The 26,078-nt window shown below is 55.5% G+C and carries 23 protein-coding genes; 3 read left to right on the top strand and 20 right to left on the bottom strand.

Features of this window, described 5'->3' with window-relative positions; all coding sequences use genetic code 11:
- Positions 1–203: 203 nt before the first annotated feature.
- The 3 genes from M2418_RS19725 to M2418_RS19715 all read left to right on the top strand — a co-directional run bounded on the left by M2418_RS19725 (position 204) and on the right by M2418_RS19715 (position 6,150).
- Positions 204–3,017 carry an autotransporter domain-containing protein gene (locus M2418_RS19725; RefSeq protein ID WP_259148709.1) on the top strand — a complete coding sequence of 938 codons (2,814 nt, stop codon included), beginning with the start codon at positions 204–206 and terminating at the stop codon, positions 3,015–3,017.
- 233 nt (positions 3,018–3,250) lie between these two features.
- Positions 3,251–5,290, top strand: coding sequence for an ATP-binding protein (locus tag M2418_RS19720; RefSeq protein ID WP_259148708.1), 2,040 nt, complete (start codon positions 3,251–3,253; stop codon positions 5,288–5,290).
- Between the two features lie 185 nt (positions 5,291–5,475).
- Positions 5,476–6,150, top strand: coding sequence for a response regulator transcription factor (locus tag M2418_RS19715; RefSeq protein ID WP_259148707.1), 675 nt, complete (start codon positions 5,476–5,478; stop codon positions 6,148–6,150).
- A gap of 94 nt (positions 6,151–6,244) precedes the next feature.
- Here M2418_RS19715 and M2418_RS19710 read toward each other — a convergent pair whose 3' ends face one another.
- From M2418_RS19710 to M2418_RS19615, 20 genes are all read right to left on the bottom strand, one after another.
- Positions 6,245–7,231 carry a M14 family metallopeptidase gene (locus tag M2418_RS19710; protein WP_259148706.1) on the bottom strand — a complete coding sequence of 329 codons (987 nt, stop codon included), beginning with the start codon at positions 7,229–7,231 and terminating at the stop codon, positions 6,245–6,247.
- Between the two features lie 21 nt (positions 7,232–7,252).
- Positions 7,253–8,464, bottom strand: a complete 1,212-nt coding sequence (locus M2418_RS19705; RefSeq protein ID WP_259148705.1) for a pyridoxal phosphate-dependent aminotransferase — start codon at positions 8,462–8,464, stop codon at positions 7,253–7,255.
- A 57-nt stretch (positions 8,465–8,521) separates the two neighbouring features.
- Positions 8,522–9,187 (bottom strand): RraA family protein, encoded by a 666-nt coding sequence (locus M2418_RS19700; RefSeq protein WP_259148704.1) that lies wholly within the window; start codon positions 9,185–9,187, stop codon positions 8,522–8,524.
- A 12-nt stretch (positions 9,188–9,199) separates the two neighbouring features.
- Complete coding sequence (locus tag M2418_RS19695; protein WP_259148703.1) at positions 9,200–9,850, bottom strand: TetR/AcrR family transcriptional regulator; 651 nt, start codon at positions 9,848–9,850, stop codon at positions 9,200–9,202.
- 42 nt (positions 9,851–9,892) lie between these two features.
- On the bottom strand, positions 9,893–10,654 hold the full coding sequence (locus tag M2418_RS19690) for an amino acid ABC transporter ATP-binding protein (RefSeq protein WP_310503214.1): 762 nt from the start codon (positions 10,652–10,654) through the stop codon (positions 9,893–9,895).
- An 11-nt stretch (positions 10,655–10,665) separates the two neighbouring features.
- A complete protein-coding gene (locus M2418_RS19685) occupies positions 10,666–11,532 on the bottom strand; it encodes an amino acid ABC transporter permease (RefSeq protein WP_259148702.1) in 867 nt (288 codons plus the stop codon).
- Between the two features lie 29 nt (positions 11,533–11,561).
- Positions 11,562–12,431 carry an ABC transporter substrate-binding protein gene (locus M2418_RS19680; protein WP_259148701.1) on the bottom strand — a complete coding sequence of 290 codons (870 nt, stop codon included), beginning with the start codon at positions 12,429–12,431 and terminating at the stop codon, positions 11,562–11,564.
- Positions 12,432–12,800: 369 nt separating this feature from the next.
- A complete protein-coding gene (locus M2418_RS19675; RefSeq protein WP_259148700.1) occupies positions 12,801–13,655 on the bottom strand; it encodes a sugar phosphate isomerase/epimerase in 855 nt (284 codons plus the stop codon).
- Positions 13,656–13,780: 125 nt separating this feature from the next.
- The gene (locus tag M2418_RS19670) at positions 13,781–14,950 is read right to left on the bottom strand and encodes a Gfo/Idh/MocA family protein (RefSeq protein ID WP_259148699.1); all 1,170 of its coding nucleotides are present in this window, start codon (positions 14,948–14,950) and stop codon (positions 13,781–13,783) included.
- Between the two features lie 11 nt (positions 14,951–14,961).
- Positions 14,962–16,011 carry a sugar phosphate isomerase/epimerase gene (locus M2418_RS19665; RefSeq protein WP_259148698.1) on the bottom strand — a complete coding sequence of 350 codons (1,050 nt, stop codon included), beginning with the start codon at positions 16,009–16,011 and terminating at the stop codon, positions 14,962–14,964.
- A gap of 40 nt (positions 16,012–16,051) precedes the next feature.
- Positions 16,052–17,074, bottom strand: a complete 1,023-nt coding sequence (locus M2418_RS19660) for a LacI family DNA-binding transcriptional regulator (RefSeq protein WP_259148697.1) — start codon at positions 17,072–17,074, stop codon at positions 16,052–16,054.
- A gap of 3 nt (positions 17,075–17,077) precedes the next feature.
- Entirely contained in the window at positions 17,078–18,046 is a 969-nt protein-coding gene (locus M2418_RS19655) for an ABC transporter permease (protein ID WP_259148696.1), read from the bottom strand.
- A gap of 1 nt (position 18,047) precedes the next feature.
- The gene (locus M2418_RS19650; protein WP_250984428.1) at positions 18,048–18,992 is read right to left on the bottom strand and encodes an ABC transporter permease; all 945 of its coding nucleotides are present in this window, start codon (positions 18,990–18,992) and stop codon (positions 18,048–18,050) included.
- Positions 18,989–20,482 carry a sugar ABC transporter ATP-binding protein gene (locus M2418_RS19645; RefSeq protein ID WP_259148695.1) on the bottom strand — a complete coding sequence of 498 codons (1,494 nt, stop codon included), beginning with the start codon at positions 20,480–20,482 and terminating at the stop codon, positions 18,989–18,991. The genes M2418_RS19650 and M2418_RS19645 overlap by 4 nt, the downstream gene beginning before the upstream one ends.
- Before the next feature lie 109 nt (positions 20,483–20,591).
- Positions 20,592–21,614, bottom strand: coding sequence for a substrate-binding domain-containing protein (locus M2418_RS19640; protein WP_250984426.1), 1,023 nt, complete (start codon positions 21,612–21,614; stop codon positions 20,592–20,594).
- Positions 21,615–21,930: 316 nt separating this feature from the next.
- Entirely contained in the window at positions 21,931–22,620 is a 690-nt protein-coding gene (locus M2418_RS19635) for a GntR family transcriptional regulator (protein WP_250984425.1), read from the bottom strand.
- A gap of 123 nt (positions 22,621–22,743) precedes the next feature.
- Positions 22,744–23,133, bottom strand: a complete 390-nt coding sequence (locus M2418_RS19630) for a cupin domain-containing protein (RefSeq protein WP_250984424.1) — start codon at positions 23,131–23,133, stop codon at positions 22,744–22,746.
- A 4-nt stretch (positions 23,134–23,137) separates the two neighbouring features.
- On the bottom strand, positions 23,138–24,037 hold the full coding sequence (locus tag M2418_RS19625) for an NAD(P)-dependent oxidoreductase (RefSeq protein WP_250984423.1): 900 nt from the start codon (positions 24,035–24,037) through the stop codon (positions 23,138–23,140).
- Positions 24,038–24,148: 111 nt separating this feature from the next.
- Positions 24,149–24,574: a carboxymuconolactone decarboxylase family protein gene (locus tag M2418_RS19620; protein ID WP_192489824.1), complete on the bottom strand. Its 426-nt coding sequence runs from the start codon at positions 24,572–24,574 to the stop codon at positions 24,149–24,151.
- Positions 24,575–24,634: 60 nt separating this feature from the next.
- Positions 24,635–26,071: an aldehyde dehydrogenase family protein gene (locus tag M2418_RS19615; protein WP_259148694.1), complete on the bottom strand. Its 1,437-nt coding sequence runs from the start codon at positions 26,069–26,071 to the stop codon at positions 24,635–24,637.
- Between the last annotated feature and the right edge of the window lie 7 nt (positions 26,072–26,078).

The following is a 26,078-nucleotide window of genomic DNA, read 5'->3' as shown; positions in this document are numbered from 1 at the left end:
CCAATATTAGAATATTCTCTGTGGCTGCGCCGACACGCTTTCTCTTGCGTATCGTTACATATCGTAACAATTGTCACGAATAAAAAAGTTATAGTTTTTCAGTGGCTTGTCTAGAATCTCATGCATAGCGCGAACATATCGCTCATTGCAGGCAAAGTGCCTTCAATGTCTTTTCTGCGGGGGCAGACATGCATGAGAATTCAATGACGCCAGTCAACATAGGCCGGCGGTTTAATAAGGTAGCGAAAATCAGCCGCAACGCATTACTTGCCTCAACGATGCTGTTGACGGCATCCAATTTCGCTTGGGCAGACGAAATATACAACGGCATAAACTTCGTGACGGAAAACACCGACGTCATCGGGGAGGTATATGTAGCGAAGGAAGGTGATGGGGATCTCATTATTTCGAATGGCGCACAACTCACCAATTTCGAGGGCTACATTGGGCATTCCTTCGGAGACACAGGCTCTGTTAACGTTACAGGAAGCGGAACGAGCTGGGAAACCTCCAATATGCTGTTTGTTGGCTTTAAGGGTAACGGCCATCTCCTCATCGAAAACGGTGGCGTTGTAAAAAACAACATAGGCACAATTGGCGCTTCCGATACCTCAACAGGTACAGTGAATATATTTGGCCCAGGATCAATATGGACAAACACTGGCGCACTGGTGGCCGCCAATGGTACCCTCAACGTCATGTATGGAGGGCTTGCAGAAAGCACAGACGGCATTATTGGCGATCGGGAAAATCGTGTCGGTACAGCCAACATCATAGGTCATGGCTCTCAGTGGGTCATGCCCGGCATTCTTGACGTCGGTTTCGAAGGCAAAGGCATCCTCAATATTGAACAAGGTGGCGTCGTATATAATGCCGAGGCACACATCGGGCGTTTCTCCGGCAGCACCGGCAAAGTCAACGTCACTGGTTCCGAATCCGTGTGGAATAACAGCGAAAAATTATACATTGGTTTTTTCGGTGACGGCACCCTTACCATCAGTGACGACGCCGTGGTCACAGTCGGCACGCAGATGCAAAATGGTCGCTATGATGGCACGACCTACATCGCTTACGGAGATGGTACTACAGGAACACTGAACATCGGTGCGGCAGAAACGGAAATCGCAGCTGCGGCTGGCACCTTGAAGACAGATTCCATCAAATTCGGCCCGAATACACAGACAGGCACTATCGTTTTCAATCACACCGGCAGCAATTACACTTTTGCACCTGATATCAACGGGAACGGTAACATAAGGCAACTTGCTGGCGTCACAACCTTGTCTGGTGACAACGCACGTTTTTCCGGCACCACCACTGTCAAAGGCGGCGAACTGCTGGTCAGTAATGTCCTCGGCGGTACAGTCAAAGCCAGCAATGGCGGAACCATCGGCGGTACAGGAACCATCGGCTCAACAACCGTCACAGATGGCGGTATCCTTTCTCCAGGCGGCTTGAACACCGTTATCTACAGCCGAATGGCGACTTTCGGAGCCCCTTTCCACAACCAAATCGGCACATTGACGATCAATGGCGACCTGACGCTGAAAGACGGATCCACATATGCTGTCGATTTAAGTCACGCATCGAGCGATTTGACAAAAGTTACCGGCACAGCATCGATCTACGACGGCGCCGATGTTAAGGTGACGTCGTTGGACGATGCAACGAGCTACCAGCAGACCCAAAAATACACCATCCTCAACGCAGACGGCGGTCTCACTGGCAAGTTCAGCGAGCTCATCAATACGTCTTCGGCGTTTCTGGATATCACCACGTCATATGACGACTACAATGCGTACTTGAATGTCTCGGTGAAGGGTTCCGGCAACACCGGCACCAACCCGAACCCATTCAGCAGGGTTGCACGAACGGGCAATCAGAAGTCGCTCGCAGGCGCACTCGACAGTCTGGACCAGACACCAGATAGCGCTTCGTTGAAGCTTTACAACGACCTTTTGGAGTTGAGCGAAGACGAAGCTCTGCAGGCTTACCAGCAGCTTTCCGGTGATGTTTATGCGACGGCACAAGGTGCCTTCACCCAGACGAACCGCGCCGTAAACACCGCCCTGAACAGCCGTGTTCGCGCCGTGACTGACGGTGTTGCGGCACCTTCTTCGATGGCACTCGGTTATGCTGAAGAGAAGAAAACAGCAACGGACGAACGTTTTGCTGCTTTCGAGCCCAAGGAAGCCTTCGATACCGATCGTTTCGCCACTTGGGTCAACGGTTTTGGTTCCTGGGGTAAGGTCAGCGGCGTTGACGGCGGTTCCGATACGGATACGGCCAATGGCGGCGTGATCTTCGGTGGCGACATGATGGTCGGTAGCGACTGGCGTGTTGGTGTGCTCGGCGGCTACAGCCGGTCATTCTTCGACACGGACAGCAGCAACGGCGCCAGCACCAACTACCACCTTGGCGGTTACGCTGGTACGAAGTGGGGTCCGGTCGCATTCCGCACTGGCCTGAATTACACCTGGCACAATGTTGATACGAGCCGTACCATCACGGCGCTTGGCCAGACATTGTCCGGCGACTATGACGGCAGCAGCTTCAATGCCTATGGCGAACTGGCCTACCGTCTTGACGTCGGCAAGTCTGCACTGGAGCCTTTTGCAGCCTTGGCGCATTCTCGCACCAGAACGGATGGCTTTACCGAAACAGGCGGCACGGCTGCGCTGACGGTTGACGATTCCTCGATGAACACGACCTTCACCACTGTCGGTCTGCGTGCATCTACAGATCTGGATATTGCCGGTGTAGCATCGGTGGCACGCGGCACCATCGGCTGGATGCATGCCTTTGGTGACGTAGACCCGGTATCCTCGGCTCGTTTTGCCACGGGTGACAGCTTCTCCGTGACCAGCACGCCAGTTGACCGCAATGCGGCACTGCTCGAGGCAGGTGTGGACTTGACCATCACCCCGGCATCGACACTCAGCTTCACCTATAACGGACAGATCGGCTCAAACGCATACGATCACGGTGCCAACGCAAAGCTTCGCGTGAAGTTCTGATATCGCAATAAAAAACTCAGAGCGGCGGTTTTCCGCCGCTCTTTTCTTATGAGGGCATCCACAGGCATGTCCCGCAGAAGTGGCAAATTTCGCACCTCACTCACCACTTGTGCTTGACAACATCACCGTACCGAGCGACGCGAAAACATTCGCATTGTGCCGTCACAGGCACAGATCGGACAGAACCATCAAATGAACAGGCCTTGCAGTTCGTGTCGATAACAAAACTTCTCTTGTCCGCGCTGACAGCGTTGATTATCAGCGCCACCTCTCTGCTCGCGGGCGAGACTTCGGACGGCATACGCATTCAGCAAGTTCCTGCTGACCTCTATGGTTCCGTGCCTTTGGATGGCTTTATCGACGTCGCACTCGTCAAGAACGAAAAACTGACGTTGCAGGATATGTTGCAACACCAGGCATTGTTCGCGCCTATTGAAGGCCATGACGTCAATCTCGGTTTTGTGCGCACCTCCGCCTGGTTGCGATTTGCCGTGACACTGCCAGCAGGCGTGAAGCGACCGCAGGATATTCTTCTGTCGATCATGCCGAACTTTACCGACGAGTTGGAAGTTTATGTCGGCGTTGAAAAGCCCGGAATGCGGGAGGCGGATTTCGACCGCTTTGAGATGGGCGATCATTCGCCACGCCTGAATGCCAACTTCAATACGTCGGCAAACGTCTTGCCTCTAGAGTTATTTCCAGACCAGACGCGGATCATTTACATCCGGGCGCACAACAAGGACGCCAGCCTCAACGTCTCGGCGGAACTGCTATCACCCAGCTATTATGACTACAGATCCATCGTCCAGAACCTCGTTCGTGGTATGTGGTTTGGTGGCATGGGCGTGCTGCTGGTTATCCAGCTGTTCTTTTTCTACTTCGACAGAAAGAAGTTTTACATTTTCCTGATGCTGGACATTCTGGCTGTCAGTTCGACCTATTTTGGCGCGCTCGGCATGGCGCGACTGCTGTTTTTCGACAATGGTGGCCTCGGTAACGACTACCTGTCGAGTACATCCTCCTGGTTTGGGCTGACCGCTGGTGCGCTATCGATAAGGGCCATTCTGGACCTCGACCCACGTTACCCGAAGATCGATCTCTATTTCCGCTTCGCAGCTATTGTCGGCATTGTCGGTGTTTTCTGCGTGCTTTTCGGGGTAAACCGCTTTTTTGTGCTGTTGGCCGGACCGGTCATCTTGGTCCTCACCACAATGGCCATGTCGGTCGCCCTTATCGATTTCCTTCGGCAACCCAATGCACAAACTGGCCTTAACTCCGCGGCATTCGGCCTGCTTTGGGCAGGTTTGATTGCGACGAACAGCCAGCGGTATGGCATTCTCTCACTCCCCAGCTGGGTGGCAGGCTCTTATGCCGCAACCAGCATAACCCACTTTACACTCTTAACCGGCTCGCTGGCGGTCCGGTTGCGCAACGCAGAAACAGCTGCTCGCAATGCCGATCGCCGTGCTTTGGAAGCAGCAAGTGCCGCCGAACACCATGCCAATGATCTTGTTCGCGAAAGAACGGGGGAGCTGGTGGAAGCAAAACGGGTGGCCGAACAGGCACTCTGCGCCGAACTGCAGGCACAGGAACAGCAAGTCCGGTTCATGGAAGTCATTTCCCACCAGTATCGTACGCCGCTCGGCGTGATCAGAACCAACCTGCAAAGCATTGGTCTGACCTTGCCAAAAGACGATGAGGCCAATCGGCAGAGACTGGACCGCGCCCACTCCGGCGTTGCGAGGCTGGTCGAGGTTTTAGAAGTCAATCTCACCAGAAGCAAACTGCAAGGCTCAGCCTTTCAGCCAGCACTGTCAGAGATCAGCGTCAGCAATGCCGCCATGAGCGCGGTCATAAGTGCGCGTGACTTGCTGCACGGCGTTACCTTGAATGTTTCAATCGCCCCGGACGTCGAACAGGCATTCATTCGCGCCGATAGCGAGATGTTGAAATTGGCAATTATCAACCTGCTCGAAAACGCATTCAAGTTTTCCGCCCCGGTTGGATCAACACAGGTTTGGCTGGACGTTTTCAGGGATAACGAGACTGTGCATTTCCGGGTTAGGGATAAAGGAATAGGTATCGAAGCAGAAGTCGTTGAAGACCTGATCGAGAACCACACACGAGGCACAAATTCTGCTCACATCGAAGGAACAGGCGTTGGCCTGTCACTTGTCAAACGTACCGCAGACGCCCATGCGGGACGCTTTTCACTTTCAAGCGGTAAAGACGGTGGCACTGAAGCGACCATTGTTTTGCCCGTTTTGGCGTGAATTATCAGTCAAATAAATATGCGCCCAATCCATCGGTTTCGATTGGAGCACTCGCCGCGTGATTATCACACGCGCTCACCACAGCCCGTAATGCACAGTCAAAAGTCAGTTCAATGCCCCCAGTATCTACCCCACCAACTCATGCCACGCGTCAAAGCGGAAATGGGCCGGTCCGAGTCATACTCGTGGAAGACGACCTTGATCTGAAGCAGGGATTGACTGATTTTCTGCGGTTGAACACCTTTGCCGTCACAGCCGTGGGAAACGGCAAGGAATTTGACCTGGCATTGGGCACGGAGGATTTTGACGTCGCCATACTCGACGTCAATCTGCCGGATACCAGTGGATTTGAGATAGCGCAGCGCCTGAAGAAGACAACCAATATTGGCATCATCATGCTGACCGCCCGCACATTGCGGGACGATAAACTTCGCGGCTACTCAGAAGGCGCAAATCTCTACCTGACAAAACCGGTTGATGGCGATGAACTGGTGTTTGCCATCAAAAATCTGGCGGACCGGCTTCGCCAGAGCGACAAGAATGCACAACCTGCCCGGCCTACCGGCAAGTGGTCGATAGACCGAGTCGGCCAGCGGCTCACCTCTCCGCAGGGCACGGTCATCAAACTGTCTGGCCGTGAGGCGACATTGCTTTCAAAATTGGCAGAAGACAGTAAGCGGATCATTGGCCGCCACGAACTCGGTCTCGCCATGGGATATCAGACGCTTGCGGACACCCGCAGTCTGGACGCCGTCTTGCAGCGATTGCGCGTAAAAGTGCGCGAAAGCGGTGCCGAACTGCCCATCCATGTTATCCATGGTGTCGGTTTTCAGCTCTCCAGCGAAATTACCCTCCGCTAGAATTTCAGCTTCCGCTGGTGCGGTTCACGCAAAGCCCGGCCAATCACCCGGGCTCTCCGTGTTATTACAGTTCGCGGCGAGAACTTTCGCGCCATTAAGCAGCGCCAAACACCACACGGTCGCCGGAGGTTGCGACGCAGTCTTCCTTGAGGCTGATAATGTGCATGTCCTTTTCAGCCCGCACTTCTTCCAGTAACGTACCGAAACTGTCGTAGATACGCGTCAGGATATCACCGGCATTGACATAATCATGCGGTTTGCAGGCCTGGACAGCCAGTCCACTTTCAGTGCAACGAACGATAAACCGTTCTGTAGTGATGATCTGGTCGGCAAAAACCGTTACCTCACCATCGACCATACCCAGATGGCGCATGCTGTTTTCCAGCCCAAAAAGACCGCTCTGCACAATCTCTTCTTCAACTCGGTTGGCATGGCCCAGTTCGAGCATAAAGGATGGAATACCCAGCGCCATACATTCCATGTCGAGTGAACCGGTCAAAGGTACCGGCTCGTCATTCTTGCCGAGCGTATCGACACTGCAATTGAGATGGATGCCATTTGCCAGCAAAAGTTCCAGCGCACGCTTTTCAGTCGCCGGATGTCCGGCATATTTCAGGACGGAGTAGGATTTGGAGCAATTGGTGACGCCAGACGCATGCAGGTCTATGAGGTAATCTGCATTCCGCTTGATCTCGTTTAAATGGTGGTAGGCGATCTGCTTGGTGATCGGACCGACCGGTTTGCCAGGATAGCTTTCACCCAGATTACCGCCATCGTGCGGCGTGAAGCGGGTCTTGGCAAAAAAGGCCAGCGGGTTGCTGATCGGGGTGATGATCACCACACCAGACAGTTCTGCCGGATTGAGCTTGTCAACCAGACGCAGGGCAGAGATGACACCGTTAAATTCATTGCCGTGAATGGCAGCGTTGACCCACAGACGCGGGCCATCTTTTGCGCCGTTGATGATATGGACCGGCAACGTCACCATCTCCCCGGTCGCGAGTGGCGCAACCTCGATAACGCCTTTCGCCTTGGCGCCCGGGGCCGCAGTTGCAGTACCGACAGTTACATTCTTCAACATGTTTAAATTCCCTTTTTGATTTTACGCGGCAACAGCCTGAAGGCTGGCGCAGAAACGCTGTATACGCAGGCAGGCCTCCTTCAGGTCCGCGATATCGCTGGCGTAGGAAATGCGGAAATGTCCCGGCAATCCGAAACCTTCACCGTGAACAAGTGCAACGCCTTCACTTTCCAGCAAGGCGGCAGTGAAATCCTCACTGGTATTCAAAACCCGGCCATTGAACACTTTGCCAAGTGCACCTTCACAGGAAGGGAAAACATAAAATGCACCTTCTGGCACAAGGCAGTGAATTCCATCTGCTGCATTGAGCATATCCACCACAACGTCACGGCGTTCATGGAACGACTGCAGACGCTCAGCAAGAAAACCCTGTTCGCCATCAAGAGCGGCAATGGCCGCGCGCTGTGCCGGTACTGAAGCACCGGATGTTGTCTGCCCCTGCGCCTTTTCCATGGCGGCAATCAATGCACGCGGGCCGCCCGCGTAACCAATACGCCAACCGGTCATCGCATAGGCCTTTGATACGCCGTTCACCGTCAGCGTACGCTCCTTCAGCCGCGGTTCGACCGCAGCAGGTGTTGCAAACGGCAAATCATTGTAGATCAGGTGCTCATAGATATCGTCCGCCATAATCATCACATCGGGAAATTCAACGAGTACGTCGGTGAGTGCCTTCATCTCATCGTGAGAATAAACGGCACCGGACGGATTGGACGGTGAATTGAGCATCAACCAGCGTGTCTTCGGCGTGATCGCCGCACGCAATTGCTCAGCGGTCATCTTGAAACCGTTACTAGCAGCGGCTGCGACAATCACCGGCGTACCGCCAAACAAAGCGACCATCTCTGGATAGGAGACCCAGTAAGGCGCCGGGATGATCACTTCATCGCCTGCATCGAGCGTCGCAAGCAGCGCATTGGAAATCACCTGTTTGCCACCGCTGGAGACGATAATCTCGTCTTCCTTGTAGGCCAGCCCGTTGTCACGTTCGAACTTGCGCTGAATGGCCTGACGCAACTGCGGCAAACCGGGCACCGGGGGATAGGTCAGGCCGCCTTTCATGATCGCCGCGCAGGCAGCTTCCTTGACATGCTCGGGCGTATCGAAATCCGGTTCGCCCTGGCTGAGCGCGATGACGGAAATGCCCTGCGCGCGCATTTCACGCGCCTTGCGTGTTGCCGCAATCGTCGCAGAAGGCTTTATACGGGTCAGCGCGTTGGAAATTTTAAGCATGCGGATACTCCTTCCAGTCAAACGATCTGGCATTTCGAACAGATTTTAAAAGTCGGTTTAGAGCACGCCGTGCGTGCGCAGCGCTTCGTTGACCCAGGCGCGATTGTTCTCGCCCTTTTCAATCGCCACGAGCTGGCGGGTTTCCGCCTCATGTTTTTTCAGTGCGGCCGAATAGACGGTTTCAACTTCGTCAAAAGCAATCGCCAGCGCACCATCATCGTCTCCGATGACCAGATCGCCCGGGTGTACCACGGTGCCATCGATCGAAATCGGCACATTGATCTCGCCCGGACCGTCCTTGTAAGGACCACGATGCGTTACACCGGCGGCAAACACCGGGAAGTCATGTTCCCGGATCCAGGCCAGATCACGTATCGCGCCATCCAGCACTACGCCTGCCAAACCGCGCTGGATCGCGTGCGACAGCATCAACTCACCCATCAATGAATTCGTGACATCGCCCCCGGCGTCAACGACAAGCACATCACCCGGCAATGCTATATCGAGCGCCTTGTGGATCATCAGATTGTCACCGGGACGGGTCCGGACAGTGACGGCAGAGCCTGCCAGCACACCCTTGCGATGCATCGGGCGGATGCGTGGACCGAAACCCGACATACGCGACATGCAATCGCTGACATTGGCAACAGGCAAGGCTTTGAAGTGCTCGACCATACGCTGATCGACACGGCGTTCGATCGTTCCGATCTTAAAGCCAATCATGACGTCATTCCTTTATTTCGTTGCACCCACAGGAGTGCGATCTTCAGTAACCCCGGCGTGCCACCCCTTCAGGGCGCCTACGAACGAGGAGATAAGGACATGGGTAACGCGATCAGCGTCCAGAGACCTGATATTGATGAGGTCGAGAATATCGCGCGGATCGAACATGGTATTGTAGAGCATCGCGGCATCTTCCAGCATGGTCGAGGGCAGCCCACTCTCTGCCAACGCGCCAAGCAGAGCGCGGCGGCGCGCCTCGACGCCAAGAACCGTACTGGCAACCTGTCGGTGCATGCGTTCCAGAAAACCCTTGCGTGAACGCACCTGGACAAGAACCTGTCCGTGCTCGATCACCACATCGACCCAGAACCGACTGATCACGTAGAGCAGTGCAGTCCCTGTTTCCTCACGCGTCACAGAGAAGTCCCGCAGCTCTGTCATGATACGGATCAGATAGGCTTGGGTGACCTCTTCCAGCGATTGGAAATATCGATAGGTTGTCGCTGTCGACATACCGGCCGCCTTGCCAAGATCGCTCATCGTTGCAGGCAACTTACCAGCGTTGAGAAGCTCTTCCATCGCATCGATCAACTGATCACGGCGAAGCATGACACGGGCGTTGAAAGGTGTTTCGTCCGGCTTTCCGGAATTGGGCGGTGTCATGCGGCAAACCCTCTTTTTTGCATTTTTTGCAACCCGGAATTGTTAATGGATTCGCGCCAGAAAATCTCGGGTGCGTGGATGCTGTGGATTGGCCAGCATTTCCTTTGGTTCCCCGGCTTCAACGATCTGTCCGTCGGCCATGAACACCAGATGGTCACCAATTTCGCGCGCAAACGAGATTTCATGTGTCACGATAATCATGGTGATGCCGGTCTTTGCCAATTCGCGCATGACATCCAGCACTTCGCCCACCAGTTCCGGATCGAGTGCGCTGGTTGGCTCGTCGAAAAGGATGAGTTCAGGTTTCATCGCCAACGCTCTGGCAATCGCTACGCGCTGCATTTGCCCCCCGGAAAGCTCGGCCGGATAGGAATGGGCCTTGTGCCCGAGACCAACCTGCTCAAGCAGCTTGAGGGCCTCGGCTTCAGCCTGCGCCTTTGCCACGCCCTTCACCTGGACCGGTGCCTCCATGACATTCTGCACGGCAGTCAGATGCGGGAACAGATTGAACCGCTGGAAGACCATGCCCATACGGGCGCGCTGGGCAGCAATGTGGCTTGAGGAAAGCTCCCGTAAATTGGCGCCTTCCCGGACATAACCGATCAGTTCGCCATCAACGGTAATGGTGCCGGAATTCGGTGTTTCCAGACGGTTGATGCAACGGAGCATAGTGCTTTTACCGGAGCCCGATGGGCCAATAATACATGTAACTTTGCCGGCCTCAATATCGAGGTCGATGTCTTTAAGCACATGTACCGTGCCGAAATACTTATTGAGGGAGTGGATCTGCACCATAGCGACCATCTCTTTTCTCCTTATGCCTTGCGCGGTTTGCGTGCCATGGAGGTGAAACCCTGGCCGACACGGCGTTCGAGGTAACCCTGCAGCAGGCTGGCGAGAGTGGTGACGACGAGGTACCAGAAGGTCGCAACCAGCAGCAGCGGGATGACCCGGAAGTTCTGCGAATAGACATTTTGAACCGCAGTCATCAGTTCACCACCGGCGATGAACGCGACAAGCGAGGTTGCCTTGAGCAGTGAAATGACTTCATTACCAGTTGGCGGCACGATGATGCGCATGGCCTGGGGAAGAATGATGCGGCGGATGAGTTTGCCGTCCTTCATACCCAGAGCACGTCCTGCCTCGGTCTGTCCGTGATCGACCCCCAGAAAACCGGCGCGGACAATTTCTGCCATATAGGCCGCCTCGTGCAGGGCAAGTCCGAGAACAGATGCCACGAAGCTCGAGATCAAGAAGTTGGTCGACACCGAATAATCGATACCGAACAGCGGAACAACCAGACCGATACGCGGCCAGAGCAGAGCAAGATTGAACCAGAATACCAGCTGGACAATCAGCGGAACGCCACGAAAGAACCAGATGTAAACCCGCGCCACCCATTCCAGCACAGGGTTGCCGGACATCGCCATGATGGCGAGAACAACACCGAGGACTGTGCCGATTGCCATGCACAGCGCGGTGAGCACGATTGTGTTTACAAGGCCGTACAGGATCGCTTCATCGAAAAGATAATTCCACACGACATTCCATTGCAGGTTCTCGTTTCCGGCCAGCGACAGGAAAAGAGCTGCGAGAATGGCGATAACGACGACTGCGGTGATCACGCGCCATGGATGTCTGGGTGGGAGAAGTTTTGGTTCAGTGGAAGTCTGTACGGCCATGCTTTTTATCCTTGGTCTCTTCGGTAACCTTACTCAGCCAGAGGCTTGGTGGAGGTGCCGTTGAAAACCGGTTCTTTCAGGGAGAGGCTGGAGAGTTTGTATTTCTCAAGAACCTTGGCGTATGTACCGTCGTCCATGATTGCCTGGAAACCTGCCATCAGTGCGTCAGCCAGCTCCTTGTTACCCTTCTTCACGCCTGCACCATGATATTCCGGGCGGAAGGGCTCTCCAAGAATTACGAGGTTCTGACCAGATGCCTCAATGCCAATACCGACACCGTAGGCCTGAACAAAGGTCGCCGCACGGCCGGTCTCAACCTGCAGCTGGGCCTCAGCAGGGGTCGGAACGATCAGAATATTAAGTGCTTCCTTGCCCTCGGCCTTACATTTTTCGGCCTGTGCTTTCATGACAAGCTCGGAGGTTGTGCCGCTGGGCGACGCTACCGTCTGACCGCAGAGATCGGCGACCTTGGTGATCTTTTCCTCTGTTTCCGGCCGCCCCATCAACACCATGTTGGTGAGGATGTAATCGACGAAATCAACCTGCTCCTGTCGTGCAAGCGTATCGGTGAACGTACCAATTCCAACATCAACACGACCGGCCTGAAGTGCGGGGATCAAGGCTGAATAGGCGATGTTGTTAAACTTCACGTCAACACCGAGCTTTTCGCCAACGGCATGCATGAGTTCCACGATAACGCCGCTGACTTCGCCCTTGCTGTCGACCTTGACGTAAGGTGCGATTGCAGTCGGTCCGCCAACTTGCAGCACACCTGCGGAACGCACCTCCTGCGGCAGAAGCTTGGTCAGGTCTGTCTCTGCCGCAAAGGCAGATGCCGTTGAAATCGAGAGCGCCGCGATGGCCGCGAAAATCGAGGTATGGATGATCCTGCGAGACATGTCATGTTCCCTTTATTGTTTGAAGCATCCTTTGTTTGCCCATTTTTCAAGCAATCATTTTTGAGAATGCATTCTCAAATAAAACGATCATTCTTTATCGAAGTCAAGCAACAGAAATAAATTTATAATCGATATTTTTCAGACTCTTAAGTTATAATTTCACAATCACCATTTTCGAATATGAGAAATGTTTCTCATATTTTATCAAGAAATCAAAATTTTTAGCAGGTTTGAATGGCACATGAGTAGCTAGAAAGAGCTTCCCCGCAATACAGTCTTCTTAAACGCAAAAACTCCCCGGTAAACCAGTTGCCGGGGAGTTCTTATAGTGGCCAATTGTCAGTTTAACTGATCGATTTTTTAGCCGTCTTACTGAATTGTCGGCAGGTGTTCGTTGAAGAAGGCGTTGCCCTTGGTCAGGACGGCTTCGGCATCAAGCGGCATGTCATGTTCAAGGATGAACCATTTCGCACCGGACTTTTTGGCCGCTGGCAAGATTTTTTTCCAATCTAGGACGCCGGTGCCGAGGGTGGCAAAACCACGCTCATTTTCCGCGGTCCCCGCAGGTGCATTGTCCTTTGCGTGGATCGCAAATACCCGCCCATTCAACGTGCCGAGAAACTCTGCAGGATCCGTGCCGCTGCGTGCTACCCAGGCGACATCAAGCTCGTTCTGCAGCTTTGGACCGGCAGCATCGAGCAGAAGCTCAAGTGCTGTCTTGCCGTCAAACTTGACCATTTCAAAGTCATGATTGTGGTAGGACATGGCCAAACCGGCAGCAGCCAGCTTGTCTGCGTAACCACCAAGCTCCTTGCCAAATGCCGTCCATGCAGCAGCATCAGTCGGGCGATCTTCCGGCTTGAGGTAAGGCACGGTCACAACAGGGTTGCCAACGGCCTTCTGCTCGGCAATGACGTCGTCCAGATTGCCGCGCAGCTTGTCGATCGGCACATGTGACGAGATCACCTTGATCTTGTGTTTCTCAAGCAGTGCAGACAGTTCTTTTGCACTGACCTTCTGCATGTCGACGGTTTCCACCGCTGAGACACCGGCGCGATTGAGAATGGCAAACTGCTCTTCAAGCGTGCCTGCATCGCGCAATGTGTACATCTGCGCTGCAATTGGCAAGGTTTTGTTGTCTTCAGCCAAAACCGGGTTTGCGATACCTGCCGCCATTGCTGCGACCAGTGCCATACCTGTGAATGTTGATTTCAAGGATTTCAAACGCGTAACTCCCTTTTCGTTTGAGCGGTAAACGACACGCAAGCGCCACCCTCCCCGGCCCTGCAGCCGGAGGTGAAAAAGCAGCCTCGAATGTGTGGTGTCGTCTGTTTCAGATAGACTGCGGGTTAGATGTCGATCCCGACCCAAGACGTGGTCTGGCTGGACCGTACTGCCGCATCAATGAACGCAAGCCCCGCAAGGCCGTCGTCAATACCGGGGTAGATCCCCTCCCCAGACGATGTATTCCCCTCCCTCTTTGCTATGATAGCATCTGCGGCTTCACGGTAGATCGTCGCAAACCCTTCCAGATATCCTTCAGGGTGGCCGGACGGCACTCGGCTGACGCGGTTGGCGGCAGGGCCTGCCCCGGCGCCATTGCGTGTAATCAGCCGCTTCGGTTCGCCATAGGGCGTGAACCACAATTCGTCTGGCACGCGGTGGTGCCACTCAAGCCCGCCCTTGTCGCCGTAGACACGCAGCGAAAGTGCATTTTCGTTGCCAACAGCAATCTGGCTGGCCCACAGCATACCCTTGGCACCACTGGCGTATCGCAACAGGATATTGGCGCTGTCGTCTAGTTGCCGTCCGGGCACGAAGGATGTCAGATCAGCATAAATGCTCTCGGGAATTTCACCCGTGACGAATGCTGCAGCGTTAAAAGCATGCGTGCCAATATCGCCAATCGCGCCGCCCGCGCCAGAACGGCTGGGGTCCGTGCGCCACTCCGCACCCTTGACGCCGGTTGTCTCCACCGCTTCCGTCAGCCAGTCCTGCGCATATTCCGCTTGCACATGACGCAGCTTGCCGATGGCGCCGTTGGCAATCATTTCTCGCATCTGACGCAACATGGCATAACCGGTGTAATTATGCGTCAGAATAAACAAATTGTCGGACGCCTTGACGATTTCGGCCAGCTTCTTGGCTTCCTCGGTCGTCGCGGTCACCGGCTTGTCGCAGATGACATGGATGCCCTTTTCCAGGAAAAGCTTTGAGGGGGCAAAATGCAGATGATTTGGCGTCACGATGGCGACGGCCTCGATACCATCGGCGCGCTCCGCTTCAGCCACAGCCATATCTTCAAACGAAGCATAGGAGCGATCTGTTTCAATACCGAGCATCACGGCCGAGGCGTTGGCGCGGGCGGGATCGGATGAGAGCGCCCCGGCCACCAGCTCATAACGGTCGTCAAGTCGCGCTGCGATACGGTGAACCGCGCCGATAAATGCACCTTGACCGCCGCCCACCATACCGAGACGAATACGACGGCTGTCGAATTTTTTAGTGCCTACTGACATGGGATTACCTTTCACAGACCAAGGATGCGACGGTTGGCGGCTTCATCCACCCCGCTTTTGGCAAAATCGTCAAATGCCCGCTCAGTCACGCGAATGATGTGGTTTTGAATAAAATCTGCCCCTTCGCGCGCACCATCTTCCGGGTGCTTCAGGGCACACTCCCATTCCAGAACCGCCCATCCGTCGAAGTCATATTGGGTGAGTTTGGAAAACACCGCACCGAAATCGACATGCCCATCGCCCAGCGAGCGAAACCGGCCCGGACGGTCAACCCAGCCCTGATAGCCGCCATAAACGCCGGATCGGCCGGTCGGATTGAACTCGGCATCCTTGACGTGGAAGGCGCGGATACGCTCGTGATAGATATCGATGAAATCCAGATAGTTCATCGCCTGAAGCACGAAGTGGGACGGATCATAGAGGATGTTGGCCCGTGCGTGATTGCCTGTCGCTTCCAGAAAACGCTCGAAGGTCACGCCGTCATGCAGGTCTTCACCCGGATGCAGCTCGTAGCAGAGATCAACGCCGTTCTCATCGAACGTATCGAGAATAGGTTTCCAGCGATTGGCAAGCTCGGCAAAGGCCATTTCAACGAGGCCGGTCGGACGTTGCGGCCATGGATATACAAACGGCCATGCCAGGGCACCGGAAAAAGTCGCATGGCTTGAAAGACCAAGATGCTGCGAGGCTTTCGCCGCATATTTCAGCTGATTGACGGCCCATTCCTCGCGCGCCTGCGGTTTGCCGCGCAATACAGCCGGCGCAAAACCATCAAACAACTCGTCATAGGCAGGATGAACCGCAACCAGCTGGCCCTGAATATGGGTGGAAAGCTCTGTAATCTCGACACCGAGCTCTGCAAGGCGACCTTTGACATCATCGCAATAGGCCTTGGACGCCGCTGCCTTTTCCAGATCGAAGAGTTTGGGATCTGTGGGCACCTGAATGCCCTTGTAGCCGAGCGAAGCTGCCCATTGGCCGAGATTGTCGAGCGTGTCGAAGGGGGCTTCGTCTCCAACAAATTGCGCGAGGAAAATCGCCGGGCCTTTGATCGTCTTCATATCCATACTCTCCTTGCATTCACAATTTCAGGTATCGCAGCTAAGGCTGCCGCGGTCGGCAGCGCGCCACCGAGCCGCGCACCACCAGTTCTGTATCCATTACGATTGTCTCGGCTGTCCGTTTGCCGTTCAGCCGCTCAACCATCAGCGCCATGGCCTTGCGACCCATTTCCTGACGGGGCTGGCGCACAGTTGTCAGCGGTGGTTCGAACGCATTGGCGAAGATGATGTCGTCGAAACCTGTGACCGACACGTCACCCGGCACCGACAGGCCACGCGCCCGCAATTCGCTGATCGCACCAATCGCCATCTGGTCGCTCGATGCGAAGATGGCAGTGAAGGAAATGCCGCGCTCCAGAAGGCCGGTAATTGCCTGACGGCCGCTTTCGATGCTGTAGTCACCGCTGACAAGCAGCGTCTCATCGTAATCGATCCCGGCCTCGGTGAGAGCATCGCGGTAGCCATCAAAACGCTCTTGCGCCAACGTCTCCGGGAACGGACCGGCAAGATGCACAATCTGCTTGTGTCCGGCCTCGATGAGGTGACGCATGGCATTTTTGGATGCCGCGCGGTTATCGACTTTGACGGTTGGTAGCGCGATGCCGGCAACGGTTTCCGAGGCTATGACGATTGGCGGCAGGTTATCCACCTGATCCAAAAGCTCTGTCGGAAACTGGCCCGTCATCAGGATCAGCCCATCGGCATGTTTCTGCCGGACCATATCGATGTGATTTGCTACCCGGTTCACATCGTTGCGGGCATCACCCATGAGAACCTTGTATCCAGCTTCGCTGGCCGCTTCTTCCACACCCTTGTAGATTTCGAGATAAAATGGGTTGCCGATATCACGAACCAGGAGAATGACGGTGTTGTTGGATTGGCGTCGGAAACTGGCCGCCTGGGCATTGGGCACAAAGTTCGCTTGCCTCACGGCATCGAAAACCTTTTTCCGGGTTTCAGGGCGCACCTTGTCGGGTTGCTGCAGCGCGCGCGACACGGTCGCAATCGACACGCCCGCAATGGCTGCAACTTCCCGGATATTCGAACCTTGTTCTTTGCTCATCTGTTACACACGCAGCTGCTTTTGGCGGCCATAAAGCAGCATCAGCGCAAGTAACGTGACACCGAATATGATCTGCCGGGCCCATACATCTAAGTTGAGTGTAATCAGTACGCTTTGCAGGATGGTTAGCGCAACAGCTCCGGCCATTGTTCCGACATATCCACCGGCGCCGCCCGCCAGTGAAGTACCGCCAATGACAACCGCGATGATCGACGGCAGGACATATTGATCGCCAACCGAAATGAAGGACGTGCCGGTGTAACCGATCACGCAGACCCCGGTCAGCCCCGCAAACAGACCGGACAGGCCATAGAGCAGCATGCGGATCAGGGAAACTGGCAGACCGACCAGTGTCGCTGCGCGTTCGTTTGAACCGATAGCGTAAATGGCAAATCCAAACGCCGTTCTGCGCAGCATGAACAGCATGATGGCAGCAATGCCCAACCAGACGAACAGCACGCCAGGAATGCCGAAAATCAGCGGACGGTTGATGAAACCGGCCAGCAGCGGCGCTGCCGCACCCGATGGCACGCCCTGAGAATACACCACAAGTCCGCCCTGGATCACCGCCGTCATGCCAAGTGTCATGACCAGTGGAGGAATACGCACAAAGGTAATGCCGATGCCATTGACGAGACCGATCAGGAACGGAATGCCGCCAGCGACCAGAATGGCGAGCGGAATACCGGCATTCTGGCCGTTCATCATGTTGCCAGCCAGAACAGCGCCGAGCGAGATCATGGCACCGACCGAGAGGTCGATACCCTCACGTCCGCCAAGGATCACAAGGTTCTGACCTGCCGCGACGATGCCGAGAATGGCGGCAATAGTCAGCAAACGAACGATCTGCGAGCCCTGCGCAAAGCCCGGTGACAACAATTCGCCAACCAGCAGAAGGAAAACAGATGCGCCAATGGCAATGGTTAAGGGATCGGTGAGCAGAGTTTTGATTTGCAAGCCCGGATTTGTCATATCAACGCCTCGTCACCAGAACGCCACCGGCAAGCGCCGTCAGCACAATCAAACCCTGCACCAATGTCTGGTACTCGAAGGGCAAGCCCGCAAAGAAAATCACATTGCCGATCATGCCAAGCACCAGCGCCCCAGCAATCGACCCCGTCGAACTGCCAAACCCGCCAGAAAGCGCCGTTCCGCCCAAAACTACCGCCGAAATGGATGACAGCGCCAGACTTGCGCCCAGCAATGGGTCGCCCGATGCGGTCTCACCTGTCAGGCAGAGCGCCGCCAGCGCCGAAAACAGGCCGGAGATCATGTAAGCGCCGATACGAATACCGGAGAGACGAAGACCAGTCTGAAAAGCACCGGTGCGATTGCCGCCGACCGCCAACAGATGCACATGAAACGGAATACGCGACACGATCAGTGTGAAGGCAATACCGGCGAACAGAACCCACACCACAAAAGGCAAGCCGATGAAGCTGCCGGAATAGGTTTGCCAATAGGCTTCAGGGACCGGAAGACCAGCCTGCGGCAACACCCAGATAGCAAGTCCGGCAAAAATGATGCCCGTGGCAAAGGTCGTGACAATCGGCTGAAAGCGCAGGCCGGAAATGAACAGGCCATTGACCAGTCCGCATACCAGACCAACAATGCAACCTGCCGCCATTCCTGCAAACACAGCACCGGCTGACCCGCCAAGCGCCGCAATCACGCTGACCGTAACAACATTGGCAAGTGCCACGATGCTGCCCACCGACAAATCAATGTCGCCAGCGAGAATGACATAGGTTTGGCCGATGGCAACGAGGATGAGCGGAAGAAATGTCGTCAGGTTGGATTGCAACACCGACGGCTGAATGAATGTGGGCTGCAGAAACGTGTTGACCGCAACAAGAATAGCGAGAACGACAAGCGTTATGATCCAAGGTTGCTTGCGTAAGATACCGGACGAACTCATGCGACGTCTCCATAGGCGGCGCGTGTCATGTTGATGGGGGTCATGTCTTCTCCGGTCAGTTCTGCCGAAATACGACCGCCGTTGAACACCAGAATGCGGTCGGCATATTCGAGAATTTCCGCGTCCTCGGACGAGTAGAAAAGGATGGTGGCACCGGCATCGGCCTGCTGGCGCATTAGGGCAAAAAGGTCTGCCTTGGCACCAAGATCGATGCCCTTGGTCGGATCATCCAGCAACAGCAGCTTCGGCGCGGTTGCCAGCCAGCGGGAAATGAAGATCTTCTGCTGATTGCCGCCGGAAAGCGTGCCGATCGGCATATCCATGCCGGCAAACTTCGTTTTCATATCGTCAGCGACTTTCTGCACACGCGGTTTCAGCGTGGCAGGGCGGATCAGCTTTTTCTTTTCGCGCACCATCAAAGCGGCGACGAGATTTTCAAAAATAGAACGCCCTTGAAAGGAGGCGTCACGGCCACGGTCTCCAGAGACATAGGCGAAACCGTTATGGACGGCCTGTGCCGGTTTGGCGATGGTCACCTTCTGGCCGGCAAACTGCACATCCCCAGATGTAAAGGGATTGGCACCGAACAGCCCTTTCAAAAGGGCCGATTGACCTTGTCCCTGCAGACCCGCCAGACCGAGTATCTCTCCCGGATAGGCTTCAAGCGTCACACCACGCACGCCGGTGCTGATCGCATTTTCCACCTTTAGGCTGGCTGGAGCGGCCAAACATCCCTGCTGGCGAGCCGGTGCAGCGCGAACATCCCCAACCATGTCATGAACAACAGCTTCACGGGTGGTAGTGGAGGTATCAAGTTCAGAAATTGTCGCGCCGTTCCTCATCACGGTGATGCGGTCACAAACGGCAAATACTTCGTCAAGACGGTGGGAAATCATGATGGTGGAGACACCATCGACCTTCTTGGCCCTGAGAATTTCAAAGAAACGCTGTGACTGGCGGCCGTCAAGTGCTGCCGTCGCCTCATCCATGATCATCAGGCTGGCGTTCTGCGCAAAAACTTTAAGAATTTCGACAAGCTGGCGCTGATCCGGCGGTAAGTTGCCGACAATCGCATCCGGCTCAAGCCCTTCGCCGGCAACACCGTCAAACAGTGCAATCAACTTGCGCGCCTCGGCGATCAGGGCCTTGCGATCGACAAACACGCCGCGCTTCGGCTCTCGCCCGAGAAAGATGTTATCGGCCACGGACAATTGCGGGATCAGGCTCAACTCCTGATAAAAAAGCGCAATTCCTGCATTTTCGGCGTCACGCGGGCTTTTGAAGTGTACTTCGCTGCCGTTGAACTTGATGGCGCCACTGGTCGGGGCTACTGCACCCGCCACAATCTTGCATAGCGTGCTCTTGCCGCAACCATTAGCGCCGAGCAGCGCGTGGATTTCACCACGGCCGACCGTCAGCTTACCGGCTGTCAGGGCACGCACGGCACCAAAATTCTTCGTTATGCCGGCCGCGTCCAAAGCGTTCGCCATCGCATGTCTCCGAATTGTACTTGTCATTGGCGGACATGGGAAAACACACATTGTCCGCATTCGAATTGTGAAATCCGGGCTGGCGGCTATCGCCAGCCCGAAGGCCATTTTATTTGAAGAACTCGCCAGCCTGTTCAGGCGTCACGGTTGCAGTCACAGACCAGTAGCCTGGCTTGCCGTCTGCAGCCTTGATGTTGTCAGCAAGGTTTTCGTTGTTCACGAAGGGGATCGGAATATAGATGGCGTTGCCATAGGTACCGCCAAAAACGCCGTCCTTGAATTCCTTGCCCTGCAGCTTCAGCACAGCAACGTTCAATGCGCTGGCCATAACGCCGGGAGGGTTGACTGAAGCACCGGAATTGAACTTTTCGGCTTCCCAGCGGGTCATGAAGTCCTTGCGGATTTCACCCGTCGCAGCAATGTCCTTTGCCTTGCCGGCGGCTTCGATTGCGCGCCATGCACCATCAGCCATGCCGTCCTGAACCCAGACGCCGCTGATATCAGGGTAGGTTGCGAGAAGGTTCTGCATGGCCTGCTGGCCCTGCGCCTGGTCCCAGCTCGCGTTGGCTTCGTTCAGGACCTTGATGTCAGGATACTTGGCAAATACTTCGCGGTAGCCAGCAACGCGCGCTTCGTTGGCAGGGTTGCCTGCAATGCCGTTGATCGCAACAACGCTGCCCTTGCCCTGCAATGTATCTGCAAGCCACTGCGCGGACTGTGCAGCCCATGCCTTCTGGTCGATGCCGACATAGATGGCATCCTTGGAGGACACTTCCGCATCTGTCGCGATCACGAGGATGTTGCGTGCCTTGGCCTGCGCAAAGATTGGGTCAAAAGCAGTCGGACTACCCGGATTGATCAGGATCGCATCAACGCCCTGGTTCATGAAGTTCCTGATATGGCCAATCTGTCCCTGCACATCGACATTGCCGCTCTGGACAACAACCTCAACCTTGACGCCCTTATCGCCCCAAGCCTTTGCAGCAGCCTGAGCCTCTTCGATCATCTGCGTGCGCCATTCACTGCCGACGAACGAGTTGGAAAGACCGATCTTGAAGCTCTGCTCCTGGGCGTGCACGGACGTACCGGCCGCAAGCACCATCGCAGCGGCAGCCATCAAATGTCTAAACATGAAATTTTGCTCCTCCAAGCACGGATATACACTATGAAACCGTTTACATCGACGAATGTAACCGGTTTCACTATTGAGTCAATCCTATGACACCTGTTTTGTTGTCGCTGGGATAAAGGGCTAAAAGATGAAATAAAGCAGCCTGTTCAGAGAATAGGCGCGCAACATCCCGGCATTGAACCGTAGTGTCAGGGACTGACAATTCAATAAAAGCGGAGTGTCCTCTCATTGCTGATACAGCATTGAGAGGACACTCCGATAACGATCCTTCGTGACGACGGAAGGCGAGAAGCCGATTGTATTGTTTGGGGACGCCTCAGCTGTCCACTAAGGCCGCCTTCTGTTGTTCACCCAGTAACTTCAGGGCAACAATCGACGCGTTTTTCACGTGTTGCGAGGCGTACTTCCGTGCGGCCTCGGCATCGCGTGACTGTAAAGCCTTCGTGAGTGCATCGATTTCTGCAAGGCTCTGGGAAATCCGTTCGGGGTGCATAAGAGACGTTGCGCGCAGAATATTGATGCGTGAGAAAAGGCTCTGGAGGACCTCCCGCACCAGCGTGTTGCCACAGCGCCCGAGCATGATCGAATAAAGACGGCTTTTGGCTTCAAGCACCTCGGCCGTTTCGCCAGCAAGTGCGTGGCCGCGCAGAACCGCCGCTTCGCGGCCAAAGGCATTCAAGTCTTCATCCGAGCCACGCGTTGCAAATTCCTGGGCAGCAAAACCTTCCAGCAATTCACGAAGCGCGTAAATTTCGCCGGCTTCTTCAAGCGAAATGCTGGCGACAACTGGCCCCTTGTGGGGGACGATTTCCACCAGCTTTTCCGCTTCGAGCTTGCGCAGTGCCTCGCGCAGAGAAGTCCGGCTTACACCAAGCTCCTCGCACAATTCACGCTCGACGAGGCGGCTGCCCGGAGCATATCGACCCGAGGTGATGCCGTCTCGTACGGCGTTTTCTATCTGCCGGCGGAGCGTATCCGCTTGCAAGGCAACCCCACGCACAACCATCAGTAATTCCTATATTACATTATGACCATCCGACATTTACATGATCCGCAGGTCTGTAACAAGTTGTGTCCGCCGACGATAAAGACCCGTAGTCTACACGTGGAATGCCGTACCGGACGGTGATCAGGCACCTGCAGATGCGAATTGCTCGGCCGTCACTTCTTCTTCCCACACGGTCTTGCCGATAGAAACGGCAGTGTGAAGGAGGTAGCTCGTGGCCGTTGCACCGTGCCAGTGACGCTCTCCCTCTGGAATCCAGACAATATCTCCCACACGAATACGTTGAGCTTGTTCACCATCCACACAAACCCAGCCTTCGCCGGCAACAACGGTCAGCACCTGCCCGGTCTCATGGGTGTGCCAGTAGGTACGTGCACCGGGCGTGAAGAACACATTGTTGATTGTCACGCCATCGGTCGTCGGCATGATCGGGTCAGCATGAACCGTTCCCGTAAATGTCGAAGATCTAACTTCGGAAACCGCGCCAGTCTGGCGGCCATGGAAAATCTTCATCACATCAGTCCTTTTTGTTGTGCAGGCGAACGCCGCCCGAAATGTCCCCGATTGCATCAACGACGCGATTGCTGATCACATCGCCATAACCAAGCGCAGTCGCAAGACCAAAGCTGGCCATGGGCCCGGCAGAGTTGAGAGACGAAACGCCTAGTTCGTGTAACATGTCACAATAGAGCAAAACATCCTTGGTCATCAGCTTGCTGGTCAGGCCGCCTTCCAGATAATCACCGTCGACAATCTTAGGGAAGCGGTTCAGCGTTGCGAAGTTAACACCACTGCTGGCATTGAGCACATCCAGCAGCTTGTGCAGATCAAGACCGGCCTTCTTGCCCGCCACCATGACTTCCGCCGTCGCAGCAAGGCTGACGGCGTTGAGGAAATTGTTGAGAAGCTTGGCGGTGTGACCCGCGCCGCAGTCGCCCATGACGATCACTTTGCTGGCAATCAGCGAAAACACGGGCTGCAACCGTTCAATGGCGCCGGCGTCGCCGCCCACCATCAGCGTCAGGGCGCCTTTTTCGGCAGCGGCAGCGCCACCGGAAATTCCGGCATCAACCAGGAACGCACCCTTTTCCGCAAAAAGACGGGCAAGTCTTTTGGTCGAGGCGGCCGACGCCGTGCTCATATCCGCAACAACCTGTCCGGGGCGGATATGCTGGAGAACTCCATCTTCGCCCTCCACGACACGTTCGATCACGACGCTGTCAGGCAAAGAAAGCAGGATGATATCTGCGCCTTCCATCACCTCCCGAATGCTTTGGGACGGTGTCGCACCAAAACGCGCTGCTGCCTGCGCATCCTTGTCGTAACCGAGGACTTCGACGCCGCCTGCCACGATGCAGCGCGTCATGCGTCCTCCCATATTGCCAAGTCCGATAAATCCCACTTGCGGATTAGACATCCTGCTTATCCTCGATACAGCACCCAATTCCGTTGCCAGAATGCTGGCATTGCGGGCGCGTTTTCCTCACTCACGCTCATCCATCGCCAATGGCACTGGCGCGCGGACAGTTCATTTGCCGCTTCCGTTCAAGGCTTCACCAGCCTTTGCCTGCTCTGCCTGCCATTCCTTGATGGCCGTGCTGGCAGTTCTGAACGCGGCAAGAGCCGCCGGAGCGCCGCAATAGACCATGGCCTGCAACAAAACGGCCTGGATTTGGTCTGGTGTCACGCCGTTGCGCAAGGCACCGCGCACATGCACCGCCAGTTCGTGGTGCTGGTTCATGGCCGTCAGCATGGCGAGATTGAGCATGCTACGGGTTTCAAACGGTAACCGTTCGTCGCCCCAGACCTCACCCCAGCAATATTCCGTGACTAGCCTCTGGGCTGGCCGGTTGAAATCGTCAGCATTTTCCCACGACTTTTCGACGTGGGCTGCGCCCAGCACGCGTTTGCGGTTCTGGAACCCTTTGGCGAAGATTTCGCTTTCAGTTGGCATTCCGATGTGCCTCCCTCGTTATCACTGTTATTGCTATCGGGCTGACCTGGATGACCGTGCTCATTCGCCGGCTCCGTATCCAATCATCGCCTTGGTTTCGAGATACTCGCGCAGTCCCGCCTCGCCCCATTCGCGGCCATTGCCCGAGCGGCCAAAACCACCGAATGGCGCACCGAAGTCAGCAGGCGGATAATTGATATGCACCTGACCACCATTGAGCCGCCGGGCAATAGCTCGCGCCCGCTCACGGTCTGCCGACTGGACATAGGCGGCAAGGCCGTAAAATGTGCCATTGGCAATGGCGACGGCTTCATCTTCACTCCGATAGGGAATGATCGACAGAACCGGACCAAAGATTTCTTCCTGCGCAATGGCCATGTCCGGCCCAACATCGCTGAACACTGTCGGGCGCACATAATAGCCGTCTGGCAGACCTTCAGGACGTTCAGCACCGCCAGCAACAAGTGTTGCTCCTTCTGCCACACCACTGTTGATGAGGCTCAGGACACGATCAAACTGGCTGCGATTGACGACCGGGCCGAGCTGGGTATCGGCGGCATCCGTCGGTCCAAGACGATAGGCATCCGCGGCGTCCGCGGCGATTTTGGACGCGCGGTCCATCAGATGCGCGGGCACCAGCATACGGGTGGGGATCGAGCAGGATTGGCCCGAATTGGTAAAGCAGGCCGCCACGCCTCGACGCACAGCATCTTCAAGATCAACGTCATCAAGCAGAATATTGGCCGACTTGCCGCCCAGTTCCTGCGCGACCCGTTTGACCGTCGGAGCCGCTGCCCGCGCCACCTCGATGCCAGCACGGGTCGAACCGGTAAAGGACACCATGGCAATGTCGTCATGGGCTGCAATGGCAGAGCCAACCGTTGGACCATCGCCGTTGACGAGATTGAAGACACCGGGAGGCACACCCGCCTCATGCAAGACTTCGGCAAATAGAACCGTGCTGATGGCGGAGAATTCGCTGGGCTTCAGAACCATCGTGCAGCCAGCAGCAAGTGCTGGCCCTACCTTCACGATGACCTGATTGACCGGCCAGTTCCAAGGCGTGATCAGACCACAGACGCCAACCGGCTGGTGCCGCAGGCGCGTGCCGCTATCCATGTCCTCTTCGAAACGAAAGTCTCTCAGGACCTTCAGCAGCGCCTCGATATGCAAAGGTCCACGCGCCGCCTGCCCCTTTGTTGCAAAGGTAATGGGCGAACCCATTTCCACACGCATCGCTTCGGCAAACTCATCATAACGACTGTTATAGGCAGCAAGAATCCGCTCAAGCAAAGCAATGCGTTCTTCGACGGTCGTGGCGGCAAAGGCCGGTGCTGCACGTTTGGCGGCCGCCACGGCTCTGTCAACATCCGCTTCATTGCCGAGAGACAGCCGACCAATGACCTTTTCGGTTGAGGGATCGATGAGATCCATGGTGCTGCCACCAACTGGCTCAACCCAGGCACCATCAATATAAAACTTGTCCAGGACGATCATGGCGAAA

This window comes from Rhizobium sp. BIGb0125 (assembly GCF_024810055.1).
GTDB lineage: Bacteria > Pseudomonadota > Alphaproteobacteria > Rhizobiales > Rhizobiaceae > Agrobacterium.
Note: the sequence above shows the minus strand (reverse complement) of the source record. Positions and strands in the feature narration are given on the sequence as shown.

Bases quoted from the DNA above. Each gene is read 5' to 3' on its own strand.
- M2418_RS19725 (WP_259148709.1), top strand. From the start codon at position 204: ATGACGCCAGTCAACATAGGCCGGCGGTTTAATAAGGTAGCGAAAATC.
- M2418_RS19710 (WP_259148706.1), bottom strand. From the start codon at position 7,231: ATGTTGAAGAATGTAACTGTCGGTACTGCAACTGCGGCCCCGGGCGCC.
- M2418_RS19705 (WP_259148705.1), bottom strand. From the start codon at position 8,464: ATGCTTAAAATTTCCAACGCGCTGACCCGTATAAAGCCTTCTGCGACG.
- M2418_RS19700 (WP_259148704.1), bottom strand. From the start codon at position 9,187: ATGATTGGCTTTAAGATCGGAACGATCGAACGCCGTGTCGATCAGCGT.
- M2418_RS19695 (WP_259148703.1), bottom strand. From the start codon at position 9,850: ATGACACCGCCCAATTCCGGAAAGCCGGACGAAACACCTTTCAACGCC.
- M2418_RS19690 (WP_310503214.1), bottom strand. From the start codon at position 10,654: ATGGTCGCTATGGTGCAGATCCACTCCCTCAATAAGTATTTCGGCACG.
- M2418_RS19685 (WP_259148702.1), bottom strand. From the start codon at position 11,532: ATGGCCGTACAGACTTCCACTGAACCAAAACTTCTCCCACCCAGACAT.
- M2418_RS19680 (WP_259148701.1), bottom strand. From the start codon at position 12,431: ATGTCTCGCAGGATCATCCATACCTCGATTTTCGCGGCCATCGCGGCG.
- M2418_RS19670 (WP_259148699.1), bottom strand. From the start codon at position 14,950: ATGTCAGTAGGCACTAAAAAATTCGACAGCCGTCGTATTCGTCTCGGT.
- M2418_RS19665 (WP_259148698.1), bottom strand. From the start codon at position 16,011: ATGAAGACGATCAAAGGCCCGGCGATTTTCCTCGCGCAATTTGTTGGA.
- M2418_RS19660 (WP_259148697.1), bottom strand. From the start codon at position 17,074: ATGAGCAAAGAACAAGGTTCGAATATCCGGGAAGTTGCAGCCATTGCG.
- M2418_RS19655 (WP_259148696.1), bottom strand. From the start codon at position 18,046: ATGACAAATCCGGGCTTGCAAATCAAAACTCTGCTCACCGATCCCTTA.
- M2418_RS19650 (WP_250984428.1), bottom strand. From the start codon at position 18,992: ATGAGTTCGTCCGGTATCTTACGCAAGCAACCTTGGATCATAACGCTT.
- M2418_RS19645 (WP_259148695.1), bottom strand. From the start codon at position 20,482: ATGGCGAACGCTTTGGACGCGGCCGGCATAACGAAGAATTTTGGTGCC.
- M2418_RS19640 (WP_250984426.1), bottom strand. From the start codon at position 21,614: ATGTTTAGACATTTGATGGCTGCCGCTGCGATGGTGCTTGCGGCCGGT.
- M2418_RS19635 (WP_250984425.1), bottom strand. From the start codon at position 22,620: ATGGTTGTGCGTGGGGTTGCCTTGCAAGCGGATACGCTCCGCCGGCAG.
- M2418_RS19630 (WP_250984424.1), bottom strand. From the start codon at position 23,133: ATGAAGATTTTCCATGGCCGCCAGACTGGCGCGGTTTCCGAAGTTAGA.
- M2418_RS19625 (WP_250984423.1), bottom strand. From the start codon at position 24,037: ATGTCTAATCCGCAAGTGGGATTTATCGGACTTGGCAATATGGGAGGA.
- M2418_RS19620 (WP_192489824.1), bottom strand. From the start codon at position 24,574: ATGCCAACTGAAAGCGAAATCTTCGCCAAAGGGTTCCAGAACCGCAAA.
- M2418_RS19615 (WP_259148694.1), bottom strand. From the start codon at position 26,071: ATGATCGTCCTGGACAAGTTTTATATTGATGGTGCCTGGGTTGAGCCA.